Below are 20,221 nucleotides of genomic sequence, written 5' to 3' on the forward strand. Positions count from 1 at the left end.
ACAGTGTGCGTATTGGAATCCCAAACCTAGCACTGACCTCTTGGAATGTCAACTGCTCTTTTGCTTTTACTTTAAATAATCGCCGTCTGAAATCTAGTGAGTATGACATACTACAAGATACAAAAAACATGTCAAACTATAATGATTTAGCTATATTATTAATATTTCTGATTACAACCAAAAACAAAAGAAGAAACAAAAACCACACCCCAGACGAGTAACAGTTGATAGCTTATCTGAAGTCAATATTGCAAAGCAATGTATGATTCAAGAATTTGAAAAAGTGATTGAAATTGGTATAAAAGATACCCTAAATAACTCTGTAAAGATAATACCTTCCCAAGTTCAAAATAATTCAGAAAAAATGCTATTTATCAAAGGAGAAGTTAATAAATACATCGATAATGTTCATAATGACAACACTTTTACAGAAGTTCTAACAATACAAGAAATAAACTACTCCACAGAGAAAGTATATAAAAGGGTAATGAAGCAAATATCGAATTTACTTTACTCTTGATTAAGCACTAAACTAAGTATTCTATTTTTTAGCTACTGAGTTTTATCTTTTCTTCAAGTTGAGCAATTTCTCTATTTCCGTATAAGAAAAAGTCGCCTATTTCATTACTACCATTAAATTCTACGGGTAGTTCTATGTAAGTAATATTATCATACGGAATATGCCTACTCTCTTTTTTTATTCGCCCAATTACTGCTCTTTTTGTTTTAGTATATAAATTTATTGCAATGTTTTTATTATTCACTATTACCAACAAATCGATACCTTCTTTGACATCAAGATTTGTATTATAAATTACTTTATAATCAGTTGCATTTTCACTTATTAGCTTTGAAAAATGCAAATCACGAATTAATGATGGATAAGTTCTATATATTCTTGCTTTTAATCCATCATAGACCTCTTTGGTTAAAGGGGTTGAATTAAACCAACTTTTGTTATTAGCTAAATAATAATTATAAAATTCATCTTGTGATGGTAGCTTATCATTGTTATAAATATATTTATAAAAGCTATCAAGAAAAGTTGGGAATCGAACGCCCCATTCCGCTTTTTGATTACGGTTATTTATAAAAGTTAGTTTAAATGATAGTATTTGATTCTCAATTTCTTTTGAAGATATTTTAAAAAGTTCTAAATGATTTGAATATTTAATAACATCTAAAATAGCCATACTAAAATCTTAATTGTAAATTTAGTTTAAAGTATAATTTACCATCCTTCTCCATATAAATCTTTCCAAATCTATGTCTTGTCGTAGACGGGGTATCTAAGCTTATATTTTCAAAAAGGTAGTCTTTCAAACTCTTGCTGTCTATTATATGAAAACCTAAACAATCTCCTGACTTTTTTATAACAATAGTTCCATTTGCTAAATATTCTCCATCCCATTTTTTACCTGCAAAAAAGCCTAATAAAATATCTATTAAAAGTCTTTTGACTTTTATTTCTAATGATTCTTTTTCTCCGTAATTAACATCTTTATTCAAAGAGCCCTCTTTGTGAATTTCATCTACAATTTTAGTTAACTTAGAAATTCTTTTTTTATAAAAACTCAATAATAAATGACCTACAATATTTGGCATTAAACTATCGGAAATTTTTAAATTATGCTCCATAGTTTCTTTTTCTGCACCAACATAATTAAAAGAGCCACCCAATTCCTCAATAAAAATAATCCTATCTTTTAACTTTGTCCTTGTGTCTATTTGATTTATTTCATCAATTTTTGATTCATTTATACCTTTTATTTCAAAAATAAAATTAGTATTCCCAGAAGCGTTTAAAAGAGTGGGCTTACTACCTAAATATGATTTTATGCCAAACCCTTCATTTTGTTTTTCTATTTCTTCATTTTTAATATCTAAAATTATATCTGATTTTTGACTACTTGTTCCTCCTTTAATTACATTAAAACCTAAACTATTCTGTATTATTTCAAACTCAGGAACATTGAACGTAGCTTTTCCATTTTCAATTGATTGAGTTATTTTTTTTAAACTTTTTTCGTTTAATATACTTGAAATATCAATTGTAATATTTTTACCAGAAGTATTGTTAACAGCTTTTATTGTTGTTTTATCTATTATGAAAAAATCTAAATCTAAATTGCGAGTTGTTATTTTTGAAATATTAAAAAAATCAATTTTTTGATTTAAATCCTTATCAGATAGATGAAGCTTTTGTTCTGCTAGTAATTTAACAAATACTAATAGTTCTGTCCATTCTCCTTTATTTTTAGGTTCTTTCATTTCCAATTTTGAAAAATTTGAAGTTTCTAATGATTTTAAATGATTGAGCATTTGATTTCCAACTTCTTGAATGGCATCAATTGCAACGCTATTTCCTAATTGTTTTATCGCTTGTGTCTTACTTACTGGAAATTCATATTTTTCTGGAAAACCTTGCATTCTTTTTCCTTGCTTAACACCAAGTTGTCTTACTTGTCCGTCCACAAGATAAGAATCCCAATTTCTTCGATCATTTATATTTGAACCACGACCGCCAACTCTAATAGTAAATCCAATTTCTCTACTACAATTTCCTTCCCAGACATCACTCATTGTAAGTTTTAATGGCTTTGTTTTAGGAAATGTAAATCCTTTCATAAAGCTTTCATCACGAAAACCAATCATAAAAGCTCTTGGTCTTAATTGAGGTAATCCATAATCCGAAGCCTTTACAATTTTAAAATAAAACGAATACCCTAACTCATTTTCTAAAATTTCACGTATTACCTTAAACGTTTTCCCATTATCATGCGTAACTAAACCCCTAACATTTTCAAGAAAAAAAGCTTTTGGTTTTTTTGTCTCTAATATTTCTGCAATGTTAAAAAACAGATTTCCTCTTTCAGAATTATGATTATCTTCAAAACCTCTTTTATATCCTGCCTGACTAAATGGTTGACAAGGAAAACCAGCACAAAGGATATCAAAGTCAGGAATATCATTAGGGTTTATGTTTCTTATGTCATCATTAAACCTGTTTTCTTTAAAAAGCTTGGGAGATATATTCTTGAAATTATGTTCGTAGGTTATTCTTGCGGGTAAATCCATTTCTGATGCAAAGACACATTCCCCACCTAAGTTATGCATTGCAATATGAAATCCACCAATTCCTGCAAATAAATCAATGAAAGTGAAATTATGTTTATTATTCATTTAGTTTTCTTATCATATTTTTAATTTTTTCCTTTTTCAAAGTCCACTTTTATAATCTCAAATATTATTAGTGAAACCCAATTAAGCCCGTGACTAACAATTGGTTTAAAGAAATAGTCTGGAAATAAAATTTCAGTCGAACTCAAATTATTTTGCCAAGTCCCTTTAGTTAGATGAAAGAATCTATTTCTTATAATTATAATAAAATCATAGAATCCTATAAAAGAAAGTTTAATTTCTTGATTTAAAGTTTGACCTTTTAAATCTTTGCCATTCATAGGTTTATTACTTACTTTATCTAAGTATATTTTATAATATGCCTCCCTCAATTCCGTTCTATCAATCGTATTAAAATCTATGTCGATAGTTGACTTGAAAAAATCTTCTTTTTTGAATGTTTCTGTTATGAACCTTTTGAAAAAGGCTAATTCGCCATCTTGTTCATTATTAAAAAATGACTGTAATTGTTTATATGTCTTATCATAGTTGTTATTTTTAGAAACATAGATAAGCGGTATTGAATATGAAATACCTTCTAAAATTCCATATAAATAAAAGAATGCTTCTAGATGATTATTCTTTTTTACAGCTATAAGACATTTAATTATTTCGGGTTCTATTGAACCATAAAACTTTGAATTAAATCTAGAACGCTTAAAATATTCGTTCAGGTCTTTTAATTTTACTTCATCTGGGAAATTGTTTAGAACGACAGATTGATTTATTTTTTCGTTAGTAGTGAAGGGGAAATTTGAATAATTTTCTCTAAACTTATATACCTTATTTTCATAAGTATCAGTACAATTAATTGTGCCAGATATTAATCGAAAGATATTCAATATTTTATTTGAACTCTCAATTCTTAAATTCTGATTTTTAGTAGAGGCTTTAAAAATTGGGTCTTCGTATGTATAACGATTAATCATTAGTCAATTCGCTGAAATATTCCAACAATTCCAAACTATCTAAGTCTTTTAGTTTAGAGTAATTTTTGAAGTAATCATACGAAAGCTCTCTCCTTAATTTCCCAAGTTTTATTTTGGAAGGATTAAAATCTGAAAAAGCCTGGTCAAAAGTTTTAATTGAATTTTCGAATTGCTCTACAGTTAAATCTTTAATGTCTTTTGAAGAAGTTTTCATTCCAACTGCAAAACCTACTAGATTGTTAGCTTGTTTTAACCATTTTAATGAAATAGGACTTTTTTGAAACTTAGCAAGAGATTTAATCATATTCTCAAAAGTTGAATCTTTCTCAACTTTTTCTGCTGAAACTATTTTATTAACTATTAATTCATCCATTTTATCCTGGATGATTTTTTTATTGTCCACCATAGGACTATTAGCCATATATGCTAAATAAGCTTGTACTAAATCTGATTTATTGAAAGAGTTCATTTTGATTTTAACAGCTCTTTCTTTTTCTGTTTGAACATGTATTCCAAGTTCATTAAAGTCAAAAACATTAGCCATCATCACTTCAACTTGATGTCTAGGTGTCATTGGCTTTTGTCCGTTATTAAGAGTTATCATTCTGTAAAGTAATTTGTCAACTGAATCACTATAAACAATGTTTAAATATAGTTTTCTGTCTAAATCAATATCTTTAGAATCACTAACTCTTGAAAGTGTATTTAACCTTTGAATACCATCTAAAACGAATGATTTTGAGTTATTTTTTTCAAAAAACTTTATTATGTCTTCCTTTTTAGAATTTGCAGTTATTGTTTTATCTACAAATGCTATTGTAATTGATGGCATTATACAGCCATCTACAATATCCCTTTCTAGTTTTTCATAGAATTTTTTGTCTTGTAGTTTTCTCTGAAATTCGGTCTTATTAATTAAAGGAACTAATTTTTCGATTGCTTCTTTGTATGTTATTGAGCCACTAACAACAATTGCGTTAATTACTTCATCAGAATCAATTTCGTATATGTTCATTTCTTATTTTATTTTTATCATATTAATTACAATAATTTGATATTGTGAATTATCTGCATCTATCCAAATATAATACAAATTTACAGGGATAGTATTAGGTTTGAAACTACTTTTTTAATAAAATGAATGTTAATATGTGTAGAAGCACCCTTAAATCATTAAAATTAGTAGATTTTCAGTTATTTAAAAGAGTCGTTTATTAACAACTTTGTTTTTTGAATTAATGTGTTTTCACTAAAAATACAGTTTAAATATCTGTATATAAATATGTTATGCTAATATTTTTGTTTTTGTTCAAGAACTTGTTTGTATGTCTTTTTTGGGGTCAATGTAGTTTCTAGTAAACTCCACATTTTCGTCTCCAAAAGTGCAATAAGGGGCTTTTTAGGGCTAAAAATCGCTCACAGAAATTATTTTGATCCTGTTTTCTTTTGCTTCGTTTAAAAAGGCTTCTTTTATGTCATCAAGGTCATAGTTAATCTCTTGTGTTTCTAAATCATCAATGGCATTTTGTAGCCTTGTATCGAGTATTTTTATAGATTCAGTGATTTGTTTGTATTTTTTGTGATTCTTTCTTAGTCTTTTATTGGTTTCGTCCCATTGATTCAATTTACAAGAGTATGGAAGTGTAACAATTTTGTTTTTTTTATGCATTTTTTTTAATAAAATGAATATTAAATTATAGAGTTTTTTGTATAAAGATCAAAAACAATCCGTATTTCAACGCTTGCCAATTTCCGTCAAAGCTTTATTGATTAGTTTTTTGGAATCATTACTGACATCAGAGTCTTTGGCGTAAATTTCCCAATCAGAAATAGCACTTTTCACTTCATTAATAATAGTTTTAGAGTGTTTCATTTCAAAGGTGTTTGCCAATTCCAATAAATGTTGCTCTTCTGGTGCTTTGCCCTCCCTTGCTACCATAGGGTTATGCATGCCGTGTGATGAATTTGAAAAAGTAAGATCATATGCTGGAGCTAATTTCCATTCTCCAGCGGCGTTCATTAGGAAGGATATATTCTTGCTATAAAAGTATCATCGTATTTAAAAAAAATGGTTCCGTTGTCGGAGACCATTTGACCAACAGAAAGGGGCGTGTCGGTAAAACGAAGGTAAATATCCAATTTTTCAATAGGTTCCATCAACTTTTCTTTTTTGAATCAAATAATTTCTCAATATACTCAAGGTCTTTATCTGGTTTCAAAACGTTTTAAGCTGCCTAGCGATACTCCTGAGCGCTCTGCTAATTCAATTTTGGATAATCCTCTTTGTTTTCGAAGTTTTTTATGTTTGTTAGCAATTTCGAAACGGACATCTCTCGGAAGTTTGTCTATACTATACTTGTTCATAGAATAGATAATATATTATCTATAAATTAAGTTTAATATTTATAGTATATGAAAATGTTTGGATATAAAATAGATTTTGATATTTGTCTCTCTTATTTAGAATAAATAGCTGTTTTTGCTGCTTCAACAGTTTTTTTAGAATTACCAATAAAAATCTGATTACCATTTATTATAACAGGCCTGTTTAAAAAAGTATAGTGATCGAGTATATAATGTTTATAGTCACGCTCTTCTAATTGCTGGTTTTTTAAATCCATTTCTTTATAAAGTTTAGAGCGTTTGCTAAAAAGAGACTCATAACTACCTGAAAGTTCTTTCATCTGTTCTAATTGAGTCACTGTTATTTCTTCTTTTTTAATGTCTTGTAAAATAAATTTAGAAGGTAGATCCAAGTCTTTTAAAATTCTAATACAAGTGCTACAGGTTTTTAGATAATATACTTTTTTCATGTTCATGCGTTACTTTTATTTATAAAAACTATTTCTACAAAATAAAAGTAATTATATCATTTAGAAGTATATTTATCCAAAAAATAAATGACATGAAATTCGTATTCGAAGTATTATTCAATACAAGAGATTCTCTTAAAAGCATATTAGAAAGAACAAGTTTAGAAGATTTAAATAAAATTCCAGAAACATTTAATAACAATATTATCTGGAATATTGGTCATATAATAGTGAGTGAGCAACTTTTAGTTTATAAATTATCAGGTTTGCCAACGATGTTGTCTAACGAAATGATTGATAAGTATAGAAAAGATAGTAAACCAAAAGGTGTTGTAACTCAAGAAGAGGTTAATGAGATAAAAGATTTACTGTTTTCAACTATAGAAAAAACAGAAGCAGATTATAAAAACGAACTCTTTAAAGAATACAACGAATATACAGTTTCTACTACAGGTAATACTTTAAGAAATGTAGACGAAGCTTTGCAATTTGTGTTATTTCATGAAGGATTGCATATTGGGTATATTAAATCCCTTTTAAAGGTTGTTAAAAAATAAAAGAGAATCAATTTCTTCAAAAGGGATCGTGAATTCTATAATATCTGTTAAGTATGGTGCTACTTCATAAGTGTTGTAGAGTAAAACAATACCTTCTTCAGTATATGCTATATTTGACGGTAGTTTGAAGATGTCAGGATCACCTAAAATAATTTCCTCGTCTTTAATGACTTTATTAAAATAAATTTTAGCTACTTTTTTGAAGCCCTCAATATCTTTAAATAATTTGTTGTTAAGTATTAAATTTCCTGTTTTGGTTTCAAAATTCAGAAAAGAGATATTTAACGTTCCATGTGCTCCGCCAGTATTAATGTAAGATGTTATAGCGATACTTATTATTTCCAAAGAATGAAACAACACCTCTCCGTCTATTTGTGCTTCCCACTGTTCTGCACTTTCTGGAAAATCAGTTTCAAAGGATTGAAATTCTTTATTAAATAAAGTAATGCTTTCTTTAATAGATTTTGACGTGATATGATCTGGTTCTCCGATATGTAATGACGCTATTATGTGTTTAGTTATTATTGAATTTATTCGATCAGTAATGTCTTTATTACCAGTTGCATTAGGAATATTTACTTCAACAAGATTATTATGACTAGTTGAAATGTTAACTTCTGAAAATGACAACTTTAATTCATCTTTACAAGCCGTAAAAATGAAAAACAAACATATAATTAAAAGGTGTTTTTTACGATGCATACAGGATTTATTAATCAACATTAAAGATAATTATTGCATTTGAATTAAAGAATAATTCCTCAATATAAAATATTGAAGTTTCTTTTGAAATTATCATTTTCGCAAAAGCGGGAATCTAAGCAATGGGTGTTTATATTCAAACCTGTTTCCGTTAATTATGAGTCAAATGATTTATATAATTACATTTATTAATATTTTTTGCTTCACCGAATTAAAACTTACCTTTGTACAAAGGTTTTTTAAAATGAAATTTAATACTAAAGTAATACATGGAGGTCAAGAACATGATGCCGCTTATGGTGCCGTAATGCCTCCAATTTATCAAACGTCTACTTATGCTCAAACAACTCCGGGAGGACATAAAGGGTATGAGTATTCTAGAACTCATAATCCAACTCGGAATGCTTTAGAGAATGCTTTTGCAAGTATTGAAAATGGAACGTACGGATTAGCCTTTGGCTCAGGTCTTGCTGCAATAGATGCTGTTATTAAGCTTTTAAAACCTGGTGATGAGGTGGTTTCTACCAATGATTTATATGGAGGTTCTTTTCGTTTGTTTACAAAAATTTTTCAGGATTTTGGAATTAAATTCCATTTTATAGGAATGGAAGAGGCTTCAAACATAGAGGCTTACATTAATACAAATACTAAACTAATCTGGGTTGAAACACCTACCAATCCAATGATGAATATTATTGATGTAAAGACCGTTTCAGCTATAGCAAAAAAACATAGTATTTTACTAGCTGTAGATAATACATTTGCTACACCGTATTTACAACAACCTTTAGATTTAGGTGCAGATATAGTAATGCATTCTGCAACTAAATATTTAGGAGGGCATAGTGATGTTGTTATGGGGGCTTTGGTTGTAAAAAATAAAGAGTTAGCAGATAGACTATACTTTATACAAAATGCTAGTGGTGCTGTTTGTGGGCCACAGGATAGCTTTTTAGTATTAAGAGGTATAAAAACATTACATATTAGAATGCAACGCCACTGTGAAAATGGCAAAGCTGTTGCTAACTTTTTGGCAAATCACCCAAAAATAGAAAAAGTTTACTGGCCTGGTTTTGAAAATCATCCGAATCATGATATCGCTAAATCTCAAATGAAAGATTTTGGTGGAATGATCTCTTTTACTACTAAAGGGAACAATATGAAAGAATCAATTAAGATTGTTGAAAGTCTTAAGATTTTTACTCTAGCAGAGTCTTTAGGAGGTGTTGAATCGCTTTCTGGCCATCCCGCAAGCATGACACATGCCAGTATTCCTAAAAAAGAAAGAGAAAAAACAGGTGTTGTAGATTCTTTAATTCGATTAAGTGTGGGAATAGAAGATATAGAAGATTTAATCGCTGATTTAGAGCAGGCTTTAGAATAATTTTTTAGTCCAAATAATAAATATAACCGATATTAAACCATAGTAGCCAATCATTACTTTTGTTGAATTCCAATTGATGATTAAGGCCGTCTACCCAATCACTAAAATAGTATTGCCATCTTAAATCAAGCATTAAATCTGAAAGTTTATCGAGCTTGTATCGTACTCCAACACTAGAAACCATAGACCATGTACTGCCTGAAGACGCGTCTACCGATCCCGGATCCCATTCAGAATAAAAATTACTAGGTTCAAGTACATTTCCTATTAAAAGAGGGTTAGGGTTTTCGTATGTGGTGCTAACTTCTGGAGTAAAGGATGTATAATGCACTCCCAAGCTTACAAAAGGAGCAAGCCTATAACTAAAAGCTTGAAAGGAACGAATGCTAAGAGGATAGAATTCAAGTTGAGTTCCTATATCTAAATTTTTAGAGACACCTTTATGTCCTCTTAATTGATCAGCCAGAACGCTTGTTTTGCTAGGATCAACAAACTCACCAAGATGTTCCAGATTGGTTTTATTGTATGATATTTCGTTTCGTACTTTAAAATGGTCGTTAAAATAAGTATCTGTAGTGTAGCAGTTACAATCTGCTCTGTAAGAGAAGTTTAAATAATGTACAATACCTATTCCAAAACCAGAATTTCCAAAATTTGTTTTTGAATCCTCACGACTGCCATAATCGGATCTTAGTTGTAAAGGACCGGCTATAACCCCAATTTCATGAGAAAAGCCTAGTTGAGCACTGGCTGTTTGAAAGGTAATAAACAAGCAAAAAGCAAAAGCTACATATTTTATGTTAAGCATAGTAAGTTTTTTGTTTTTTCTGAGGCATAATCGACAACAAATATAGAAAAACTCGGTGAAATACCAAATTTTATCGGTAAACTAACATAATATTAATGAATTCTCCCAAATATATTGAAATTATTTGTTGAAAATTTCAAAAAATTAATCTTTTAACTTTAAGATAATTAGCAATTTAATTTTTTGAACTATTTTTCTAAGTCATTATAATATAGTCTAATACATTTTTTTGAGGGGTTGCTAAAAACGAAGAAATTAAAACTCAGTAAAAAATAAATCTTGTTAGTAAATAATCAAACAGAACAATAATAAATTTCTTCTATAATGTGTTGAGATTATTTATTGCGAATTTCAAAAAAAAATGATGTTTTTTTTTAAGATAACGTATATTTGCATCCTAAAATCATCTATTTAATAATAACAATACAATTTTGTGTGTATGAAAAGTAATATTGAATCATTTTTAGACTTAGTAAAAGAAAGAAATGGTCACGAACCAGAATTTTTACAGGCTGTAGAGGAAGTAGCAGAAACAGTCATCCCATATATTATTGATAATGATATATATTATGGTAAAAATATTCTTTTAAGAATGGTTGAACCAGAGCGTGTTATAACATTTAGAGTTTGCTGGGTTGATGATCAAGGTGAAATAAGAGTTAACAGGGGATATAGAATTCAAATGAATTCTGCGATTGGCCCTTATAAAGGAGGTTTGCGTTTTCACCCAACGGTTAATATGAGTATTTTAAAGTTTTTAGCATTTGAGCAAGTGTTTAAAAATAGTCTTACAACTTTACCTATGGGAGGTGGAAAAGGAGGAAGTGATTTCGACCCAAAAGGAAAGAGTGATAACGAAATTATGCGCTTTTGCCATGCGTTTATGAGTGAGCTATTCAGGCATATTGGGCATAATACAGATGTACCAGCAGGGGATATTGGTGTTGGAGCTAGAGAAATTGGTTTTCTTTTTGGAATGTATAAAAAAATAAGCAATGGATTTACCGGTGTTTTAACAGGGAAAGGAATGTCTTGGGGAGGTTCGTTAATTAGACCAGAAGCTACTGGTTATGGCACTGTTTATTTTGCACAGAAAATGCTGGAAACTAAAGGAGACACTTTTGAAGGTAAAAATGTGGTAGTATCTGGATCTGGAAATGTTGCACAATATGCAGCAGAAAAAGTAATACAGCTAGGCGGTAAAGTTTTAACACTTTCTGATTCTTCTGGTTATATATATGACGAAAATGGAATAGATTCAGAGAAATTGGCTTACGTAATGGAGCTTAAGAATACAAAAAGAGGGAGAATTAGTGAGTATTTAGAAGTATATCCTGAAGCAAAATTTGTAAAAGGTAAAACACCTTGGGAGGTTACATGTGATATAGCGTTACCATGTGCTACTCAAAATGAGCTTAATGAAGATGATGCCAATACTCTTTTAAGTAATGGATGTGTTTGCGTAAGTGAGGGGGCAAATATGCCTTCAACCAAAGATGCCATTACAGCGTTTCATAAAGCTAAGATATTATTTGCACCTGGAAAAGCGTCAAATGCTGGAGGCGTAGCTACATCTGGTTTAGAAATGACTCAAAACTCATTAAGATTTAATTGGACTAGAGAAGAGGTAGATTTAAAACTAAAAGATATCATGTCCAATATTCATGATGCTTGTATTGAATACGGGAAAGATGAAGATGGCTACATAGATTACGTTAAAGGCGCCAATATTGCTGGATTTGTGAAAGTAGCTGATGCTATGTTGGCACAAGGGATTGTGTAATTAGTATCATTAAATAAAAAGAATAAAGAAGCTTCTCATTTTTGAGAGGCTTTTTTGCTTAAAATATATTATTTTAAAGTAAAACTCGTTAGTTATAAATATATTTGAATATCTAAATAGTATGTATGTTTAAAAGACTAGTTGTTTTCATAATTTTCTTATTTCCATTATTGCAGTTTTCACAAGATTTTTCTGCTTTGTGGGAAGGTCATTTTTCATATAATGAAATAAAAGATGTAACACAAGGCAATAATAAAATTTATGCAGCAGCAGAGAATGCTATTTTTAGTTTAGATATACAAACAAACGATATTGAAGAACTTACGACTGTTAATGGATTATCAGGAGAAACCATTTCAACAATTTATTATAGTGAGATATATGAATTATTGGTTATCGGTTATGAGAATGGCTTGATAGAGATAGCTTTTGACAATGATGATAATATCCTTTCTGTAGTTGATATTATTGATAAACCTACTATTCCTGCAACAGACAAAAGGATTAATCATTTTAATGCCTATCAAAATGTTATATATATTTCGACAAACTATGGAATTTCTGTTTTCGATTTAGAAAAATTAGAGTTTGGAGATACTTATTTTATTGGAAACGGAGGAAGTCAAATACAAGTCAATCAAACAACTGTTTTTGGCGATTATATTTATGCTGCTTGTATGGATGGAGCTGGTATTAGAAAAGGACTTGTATCTAGTCCTAATCTTATTGACTATCAAAACTGGCAATTGGTTAACTCAGGTAATTGGTTATCAATAGAGACTCATTTGGATAAGTTATATGCTATTGAAGCCAATCGAAGAATTTATCAAATAATTAATGATGCTTTAACTGAAATATTTTTATATGCCGATGCTCCATTAGATATGAGGGCGGTTGATACAAATTTAATAGTGACTACAAGAAATGATGTATTTGTTTATGATGATAATTTTAATTTAGTATCTCAAGTTTCTATAGATCCTACTTTTGATACACTATATAATACTGCTATCATTGATTTAGACAATATTTATATTGGCACTGAAGATTTTGGAATTTTAAAAACACCATTGCTAAACCCAGTAATTTTTGAAGAAATACATCCGGATGGACCATTATTGAATACCCCATTTTCAATTGAAGCTGAGTCAAGTGGTTTGTGGGTCACTTTTGGAGATTTTACAATCCAATATAACCCATCTCCGATGAGACGCTATGGTATTAGTCATTTAAAAGATGAAGATTGGCATAATATACCATACGATAGTTTGTTTAATGCTAGAAATCTAAATAAGATTACCATAAATCCTTTTAATTCTGATCAGGTATTTGTTAGTTCTTTTCAAGATGGATTATTAGAAATTAATAATGACAAACCAACAATAAAATATAATCAGACAAATAGTGGGTTGGAGTCACTAGTATTACCTGGGAGCCCCAATTTTATTAGCCTACGGTTATCTGGGACAGCTTTTGATACTAGTGGCTTATTATGGTCGATTACTTCGTTACTGGAGAGACCTTTAAAATCATATAATCCTAGTAATAATCAATGGAGAAGTTATAGTTTTTCCGAGTTAATTAATGATCCAATTAATAATAATTTAGGATTTAATACTGTCGTTATAGATCCTTTAGGCACGAAGTTTATAGCATCCTTTTCTAAAGGAGTAATAGGTTTTAATGAAAATGGAAATTTACTAAAGAGTATTAGTAAAGAAGAAGAAGGGTTTCCTGTAAAGTCTGTTCGTTCATTGGCTATAGACCAAAGAGGGCAATTATGGATAGGGACAAATGGAGGTTTAAGAGTTTTATATAATACCTCAAACTTTTTTACAGATGATAATGTTCGAGTTGAAGAGATCATTATTGAAGAAGATGGTATTGCAAAAGAACTTTTGGCAGAACAATTTATATCAGACATTAAAGTAGATGGTTCCAATAATAAATGGATATCTACCATTGATTCAGGAATATTTTACTTATCCTCCGATGGGCAAAAAACAATATTTCATTTTACTAAAGATAATTCACCTTTGCCATCAAACGATGTAAATAATGTTTCAATTGATGGGGTAAATGGTACCGTCTATATAGCTACAAGCAAAGGCTTAGTATCCTTCCGCTCAGGAGGATCAAGCCCATTTGAAGATTTAGAAAATGCTTTTGCTTATCCAAACCCTGTAAGGCCAGGGTTTAATATAGTAGATGAAAAAGTTAAGATTAAGGACCTCTCAGAAAATGTAAATATTAAAATAACAGACATTGAAGGTAATTTAGTAGCCGAGGCACAATCTAGAACAAATCAGAGGTATGGCGGATACAACCTTGAAATAGATGGAGGAACAGCCTATTGGAATGGAAAAAACATGGCAAACAATGTTGTTGCTTCAGGAGTTTACTTAATTATGCTTTCTGATTTAGATTCATTTGAAACCAAAGTTTTAAAATTAATGGTTGTTAGGTAATGTTAATTGCAACAAATGCCATAGTTTTATCTAAATTAAAGTACAGAGACAACGATTTAATAGTAAGATGCTATACAGAGCAATTAGGCATTGTAAGTTTTTTATTAAGAGGTGTTTTAAAAAATAAAAAAGGACATTCAAAAACAGCTTACTTTCAGTTACTTTCACAATTACAACTAGTTTTTTTATATAAGAATAACAGATCGTTACAAACTATTAAAGAAACTAAGTTGAATACTATTTATACAAGTTTGCACTCTAATGTTTTAAAGAGTTCTATTGTTATGTTTTTATCTGAAGTATTGTCGAATACACTAAAAGAAGAAGAAAAAAACGAAACACTTTATAGTTATATAGAAACTACATTATTATGGTTAGATACACATTCTGAATATTCAAACTTTCATTTATTATTTTTGCTTAATTTAACAAGGTATTTAGGGTTTTATCCTGATACAAAAAATATAGACTATCCTTTTTTTAATTTAAATGAAGGTAAGTTCGAAATAAAATCACAAGATAGATATACTATATCTGGAGAAAATTTAACACTTTTAAAACAACTATTAGGCACAACATTTGATGCATTGTCTACAGTGCAAATTAATGCAAGACAAAGACAATCATTTTTAAGTATGATATTGCTATATTTTGAATTACATTTGGGTAGTTTTAAAACACCTAAATCGTTACAGATATTTAATCAGGTTTTTAATTAAAAAGCATGAAGTTTTTTTACACAGTTTTCTTCTTTTTACTTGTTTCTATATCTTCTAGGGCACAGAACATAAAGGTATTTAGTGAGCTTACAAAAGAGCCCATTTTTGGAGTAGCTATATATAATGTAGACAAGTCAGAAAGTGTTTTTACTAATTTTAGAGGAGAAGCAGACTTAAGTAAATTTTCGGATACCGAAATAATTTACTTTAAACATTTGTCACATATTTTAAAAAAGATAACTAAACTTCAGTTGGGAAAATCAAATAGAGTTTATTTAAGTTCTAATACACAAGGCTTAGAAGAGATTGTTATTTCTGCTTCAAAATTTGAACAAAATAAAAGAGATATTCCACAAAAAATAGTTAGTGTAAGTAGCGCAAGTGTACAATTTTCAAACCCACAAACAAGTGCTGATTTGTTAGAAAATACAGGAAAAGTTTTTATTCAAAAAAGTCAATTAGGAGGAGGAAGCCCTATGATTAGAGGGTTTTCTACTAATAGATTGTTAATTACTGTTGATGGGGTAAGAATGAATAATGCCATTTTTAGAGGCGGTAATTTACAAAATGTTATTGCTATTGATCCTTTTTCTGTACAAAATACTGAAGTTACTTTAGGGTCGGGTTCCGTAATTTATGGAAGTGATGCTATTGGTGGCGTTATGAGTTTTTATACACAGAAACCAAAATTGTCTTACTCGGATACATTGCTGTTCAAATCAAATATTATAGCAAGATATGCATCGGCTAGTGATGAAAAAACGGGACATTTCGATTTTAATTTAGGATATAAAAAATGGGCTTTTGTAACTAATGGTAGTTACACGAGTTTTGGAGATTTAAAAATGGGTAAAAATGGACCTGATGATTACTTAAGGCCTGAATATGTTCTGGTCTCTAATACAGGGGATGCTATAATCGAAAATAACGATCCACGAGTTCAAAAATCTTCAGGTTATGACCAATTAAATATCATGCAAAAAGTTCGTTATGAACCTTATAAAAATCTAAGTTTTGATTTAGGGCTATACTATACTAGAACGTCCAATATTCCCAGATACGATCGTTTAATAAGGTATAGAAATAATGTCTTGCGTTCTGCTGAATGGAATTATGGACCCCAGAAGTGGTTTATGTCTAATCTGCAGGTCACCAAATTAAGTAGTAACTCTAATTTGCATGATCAAATCAAGGTGACTTTAGCATATCAAAATTTTCAAGAAAGTAGATTAGACAGAGATTTTCAATCCACTATAAGAAATGTAAGAGACGAAGCTGTAGATGCCTATTCTTTTAATTTAGACTTAGAAAAAACATTGAGTTCCAAAACGGAGTTTTTTTATGGGCTAGAATATGTTTATAATAAAGTCATGTCTCAAGGTAAAGAAGAGGATATATCCAATAATACAAGCTTGTCATCCGTTTCCAGATACCCAAACGGAGCTAGTTGGCAATCTGCTGCAGTATATTCTAGTATTAAGTATAAACCAAATACTCAGTTTGTTTTTCAATCTGGTTTGCGTTTTAATCATATTGTTTCCAAGGCTGATTTTAGAGAAAACAATGCTTTTTTAAATTTACCTTTCCAATCATCTAAAAACGAAGCAGGAGCACTTACTGGAACAGCAGGTATTAGGTGGTCGCCAAATAGAACCATACAATGGAAATTTAATGCATCTTCCGCTTTTAGAGCTCCTAATATTGATGATATTGGTAAAGTCTTTGATTCCGAACCAGGTTCGGTAGTTGTTCCTAATGAAAGTTTAAGGCCAGAGTATGCCTATGGAGGTGAATTAGGAATCAAACTAGATTTTAATAGGAAGTTTATCTTAGATATGAGTACGTATTACACCTATTTAGACAATGCTTTAGTTCGAAGAGATTATAATTTAAATGGTAATACAGAGATTGTTTATGATGGCGAATTAAGTAATGTACAGGCGATACAAAATGCGTCAAAAGCATGGATTTATGGTTTTGAGATTGGTTTAAAAGCAGCGATTACAAATCACATCGATTTGACGTCTCAATATAGCATTATAGGAGGAACAGAAGAAGATGATGGCATAGAAGTTCCTATTCGTCATGTGGCACCTAATTTTGGAAACACACATTTAGTTTGGACATCTAAAGGGCTAAAGTTAGATATGTTTGCAAATTATAATAGCGAACTTTCTTTTAATCAACTGGCGCCTTCTGAAGTTGAAAAAGACTATATCTATGCGTTAGATACTAATGGAAATCCGTATAGCCCCTCTTGGTATACATTCAATTTTAGAGCACAATGTAAAATAAGTAATTCAGCCACGGTTACAGCTAGTTTAGAAAATATTACAGACCAACGTTATAAAACATATTCTTCCGGAATTGCAGCGGCAGGTAGAAACCTTATTGTGTCTTTAAAATATAGCCTGTAAAAAAACACCACGAACAAATTATGCTGTGGTGTTTGATATTATTTTTGAATTTCTTTTTTTATTTTTTTACTGCTTTTTTTGTAATTATTGTACCATTAGATAATGTTACTTGAGCCATGTAAATGGTGCTGTTTAAGTTAGAAAGCTTGTAAGTCTCAGAACTTTTTTGACCTTTAAAATTATATAATTGCCTTCCTAAAAGATCATATATGGCTACTGCTTTAATGTTTAGGCTGTTTGAGGTTTTAAATTGAACATGGTCATTATCTAGTTCAACAATGCTTAGACTGTTTTTGTCTGTAGCAATATTATCTACAGATAAAGAACTGGCATTAAATACAATTTCAAAGCGGTCATTAAACTCACCAACTTCCGATGTAAAAGTGTAATCAGATGTAGATAAATCGTGTATCTTATTTAATATATTATCTTTTAAATAGATGGTATTATTGTTTAAAAAATCGCCTTGAATCTTAGCAACAGATAGTTTGTATAACGTAGCTAATTCAATAGATGTATAGAACCCTAAAGGGATAACTTCTTCTTCATTTATACTGTTTGTGTTTTTACCCTGAATAGCATATTTTTTATTACTTTCTTCATTAATTAATGTGTAAATTATAGAAGCCCCTCCACTAGATAAAATTCTTGGTGCATCATATGCCATTCCATCGTTTTCGTTTGTAGCACCATCAACATAAGCAACAAGAACCTGATTAAAGATGCCATTATCAGATGTTAGATTAACCCATAATTTGTTATCAATAGAATTGTTTTTCTTTTTTGAATTTGAATTTTTGAAAAACTGAGAGTTGCTAGTTCCATCAGCCATTCTCATTGAGTTGTTAAAAGTGACATTGCCATTTGATAGTCCAGCGATAAAAAAGCCTTGTCCAGACGGAATATAGTCGTTAGGAAAAACTCCATCTCCATTATCAGAGTTATTAATACTTCCGCTACCAGCGGTTATGATGGCATAATCGTTTTGTGAAAAATTCAAATTCTCATTTCCACTGGTTGTACTAGAAGGAGCTGTTCGATGCGACCATAGGTAGGCAGCACCATCTACAACAGCAGAATTTGCAGTATAAAAAGCATTAAAATCTAAAGCGCATGGGTATGGGTTGCCAATAAGGTTCCAATGTCCACCCGTATTAGCAGAATTATAAGAGATCGAAGTTGTATATGGGCCATTATTAAAAGCCCCATTAAAGTTGTAATTATAAGACAAAGCTCCAATATAACCTATTCTGGAGTGAGTTGCAGCAAACCCTACACCAGCATCCATTGTGTATGTATTACCAGCAAATTGCCAATCATTCCCGTCATCGTCAATATCATCTGAACCTGAGTTATAAACCCCAGTATTTCCAACCTCGGCTAAAATATCTAAGTAATTGGTGGCATCATACCAATAACGTCTATCAGAATCCACTAGTGGACTAGTGGCTATGGTTAAACCAGAAACAGGAGAACTCCAATATGTATAGTCATACCAATTGTTTAATATGGACGTGCTTTTTCTCACTAAAGATGTTCCTGTACCAAGTGTAAAAGATGAAGCGTCATCATTTTGAACAAATGCACCATGATTCTGTACCGTAATATTTCCATCAACGTCTACATCATTCTGGACTTCTACAAAAGTATTGTCAATGATATTTAAAGTAAATCCACTATTTACAGTTAAACTACAAGCTCTAAAACTTCCTGTACTGGTGTCGTAGTCGTCTGCAATAATAACAGGGGTATTTATATTTGGGCCAGTAACTGGAGACCAAGCACCTGCCGTCCATGTTACAGTTGGAGAAGAACAGGTTGGTAAAGCACTAACAGTTCCGTTTATTACGATTCCTTTATTAGTAGCAGTATTTTCATCAATGTCAAAAGTTCCTGTTGCACCCGTAGAATTATAAGCGTATAGTCTGAACGTAATAGTTCCTGTGATACCTGTTATTGTTGATAAATCTATCCCGTTATTATTTTCAGTTCCAGCAGAAACGGAAGCATCAGTAAATATGGAAGAGAAACCAGAGCCAGTATCTACTTGAATATCAACCATTGTTGGACCAGTTCCACTTCTATCATATGTCAAATCCATTGTTGTTAAATCGATTTCATAACCAGAATCCGGTGTTAAAGTCCATTCTAAATAATCATTAACATCAATTGATGCACTTGTAGTCCAATCTCTAGAATTATAAGTTGCTCCTGCATTTGCGTTAATTCCAGAGCTTCTGCAAATACCTGAGGTAGAAACTAAATCAATATTTGGATCAGATGAAATAATACCACTGCATCCAGCATTTGCAACTGAACTATATGATATTATTTCTTGCCCATACCCAAAAGTAACTACAAGCAAACATGTAATTAAAAAAGCAAGGGATTTCAATGGAGTAATTTTTTTCATGATGTTAAGTTTAAAATCTATACTTCGACTACGCTCAGCACAGTGGAT

18 protein-coding genes are annotated in these 20,221 nt (G+C 30.5%); 7 read left to right on the top strand and 11 right to left on the bottom strand.

The window, feature by feature from the left end:
- The coding region (locus EM932_RS21120) for a hypothetical protein (protein WP_211344324.1) at positions 1-221 on the top strand (221 nt) is incomplete at its 5' end.
- A 327-nt stretch (positions 222-548) separates the two neighbouring features.
- Here EM932_RS21120 and EM932_RS18475 read toward each other — a convergent pair.
- The 8 genes from EM932_RS18475 to EM932_RS18510 form a co-directional block, all read right to left on the bottom strand.
- Entirely contained in the window at positions 549-1,193 is a 645-nt protein-coding gene (locus EM932_RS18475) for a TaqI family restriction endonuclease (RefSeq protein WP_135878688.1), read from the bottom strand.
- Between the two features lies 1 nt (position 1,194).
- Complete coding sequence (locus tag EM932_RS18480) at positions 1,195-3,183, bottom strand: HpaII family restriction endonuclease (RefSeq protein ID WP_135878689.1); 1,989 nt, start codon at positions 3,181-3,183, stop codon at positions 1,195-1,197.
- A 20-nt stretch (positions 3,184-3,203) separates the two neighbouring features.
- Positions 3,204-4,109 carry a hypothetical protein gene (locus EM932_RS18485; RefSeq protein WP_135878690.1) on the bottom strand — a complete coding sequence of 302 codons (906 nt, stop codon included), beginning with the start codon at positions 4,107-4,109 and terminating at the stop codon, positions 3,204-3,206.
- Entirely contained in the window at positions 4,102-5,124 is a 1,023-nt protein-coding gene (locus EM932_RS18490; RefSeq protein WP_135878691.1) for a hypothetical protein, read from the bottom strand. The genes EM932_RS18485 and EM932_RS18490 overlap by 8 nt, the downstream gene beginning before the upstream one ends.
- A gap of 390 nt (positions 5,125-5,514) precedes the next feature.
- Positions 5,515-5,778 (bottom strand): hypothetical protein, encoded by a 264-nt coding sequence (locus EM932_RS18495; RefSeq protein ID WP_135878692.1) that lies wholly within the window; start codon positions 5,776-5,778, stop codon positions 5,515-5,517.
- A gap of 66 nt (positions 5,779-5,844) precedes the next feature.
- Positions 5,845-6,141, bottom strand: coding sequence for a HipA domain-containing protein (locus EM932_RS18500; protein ID WP_262709958.1), 297 nt, complete (start codon positions 6,139-6,141; stop codon positions 5,845-5,847).
- A 173-nt stretch (positions 6,142-6,314) separates the two neighbouring features.
- Positions 6,315-6,473, bottom strand: coding sequence for a helix-turn-helix domain-containing protein (locus EM932_RS18505; RefSeq protein WP_135878694.1), 159 nt, complete (start codon positions 6,471-6,473; stop codon positions 6,315-6,317).
- 92 nt (positions 6,474-6,565) lie between these two features.
- On the bottom strand, positions 6,566-6,922 hold the full coding sequence (locus EM932_RS18510; RefSeq protein WP_135878695.1) for an arsenate reductase family protein: 357 nt from the start codon (positions 6,920-6,922) through the stop codon (positions 6,566-6,568).
- 92 nt (positions 6,923-7,014) lie between these two features.
- On the opposite strand from EM932_RS18510, the gene EM932_RS18515 reads away from it, so the two are divergent.
- Entirely contained in the window at positions 7,015-7,479 is a 465-nt protein-coding gene (locus tag EM932_RS18515; RefSeq protein WP_135878696.1) for a DinB family protein, read from the top strand.
- Here the strand turns inward: EM932_RS18515 and EM932_RS18520 are convergent.
- On the bottom strand, positions 7,459-8,181 hold the full coding sequence (locus tag EM932_RS18520) for a DUF3298 and DUF4163 domain-containing protein (protein ID WP_135878697.1): 723 nt from the start codon (positions 8,179-8,181) through the stop codon (positions 7,459-7,461). The two genes, EM932_RS18515 and EM932_RS18520, sit on opposite strands and share 21 nt — an antisense overlap.
- Before the next feature lie 244 nt (positions 8,182-8,425).
- Between EM932_RS18520 and EM932_RS18525 the strand changes: the two genes are divergently transcribed.
- Positions 8,426-9,565, top strand: coding sequence for a cystathionine gamma-synthase (locus EM932_RS18525; protein WP_135878698.1), 1,140 nt, complete (start codon positions 8,426-8,428; stop codon positions 9,563-9,565).
- Positions 9,566-9,569: 4 nt separating this feature from the next.
- Here the strand turns inward: EM932_RS18525 and EM932_RS18530 are convergent, their stop codons facing one another.
- Positions 9,570-10,373, bottom strand: coding sequence for a THC0290_0291 family protein (locus EM932_RS18530; RefSeq protein ID WP_135878699.1), 804 nt, complete (start codon positions 10,371-10,373; stop codon positions 9,570-9,572).
- 439 nt (positions 10,374-10,812) lie between these two features.
- On the opposite strand from EM932_RS18530, the gene gdhA reads away from it, so the two are divergent.
- The 4 genes from gdhA (at position 10,813) to EM932_RS18550 (ending at position 17,760) form a co-directional block, all read left to right on the top strand.
- Positions 10,813-12,156, top strand: a complete 1,344-nt coding sequence (gene gdhA, locus EM932_RS18535; protein ID WP_135878700.1) for an NADP-specific glutamate dehydrogenase — start codon at positions 10,813-10,815, stop codon at positions 12,154-12,156.
- Between the two features lie 125 nt (positions 12,157-12,281).
- Entirely contained in the window at positions 12,282-14,624 is a 2,343-nt protein-coding gene (gene porZ / locus EM932_RS18540; RefSeq protein ID WP_135878701.1) for a type IX secretion system anionic LPS delivery protein PorZ, read from the top strand.
- Positions 14,624-15,343 carry a DNA repair protein RecO gene (gene recO, locus EM932_RS18545; RefSeq protein WP_135878702.1) on the top strand — a complete coding sequence of 240 codons (720 nt, stop codon included), beginning with the start codon at positions 14,624-14,626 and terminating at the stop codon, positions 15,341-15,343. Before porZ ends, recO begins: the two co-directional genes overlap by 1 nt.
- A gap of 5 nt (positions 15,344-15,348) precedes the next feature.
- Positions 15,349-17,760, top strand: a complete 2,412-nt coding sequence (locus tag EM932_RS18550) for a TonB-dependent receptor plug domain-containing protein (protein ID WP_135878703.1) — start codon at positions 15,349-15,351, stop codon at positions 17,758-17,760.
- A gap of 58 nt (positions 17,761-17,818) precedes the next feature.
- On the opposite strand, the gene EM932_RS18555 is transcribed toward EM932_RS18550, so the two are convergent.
- Positions 17,819-20,173 carry a T9SS type A sorting domain-containing protein gene (locus EM932_RS18555; protein ID WP_170179847.1) on the bottom strand — a complete coding sequence of 785 codons (2,355 nt, stop codon included), beginning with the start codon at positions 20,171-20,173 and terminating at the stop codon, positions 17,819-17,821.
- Between the last annotated feature and the right edge of the window lie 48 nt (positions 20,174-20,221).

This window comes from Flavivirga rizhaonensis (genome assembly GCF_004791695.1).
Lineage (GTDB): Bacteria > Bacteroidota > Bacteroidia > Flavobacteriales > Flavobacteriaceae > Flavivirga > Flavivirga rizhaonensis.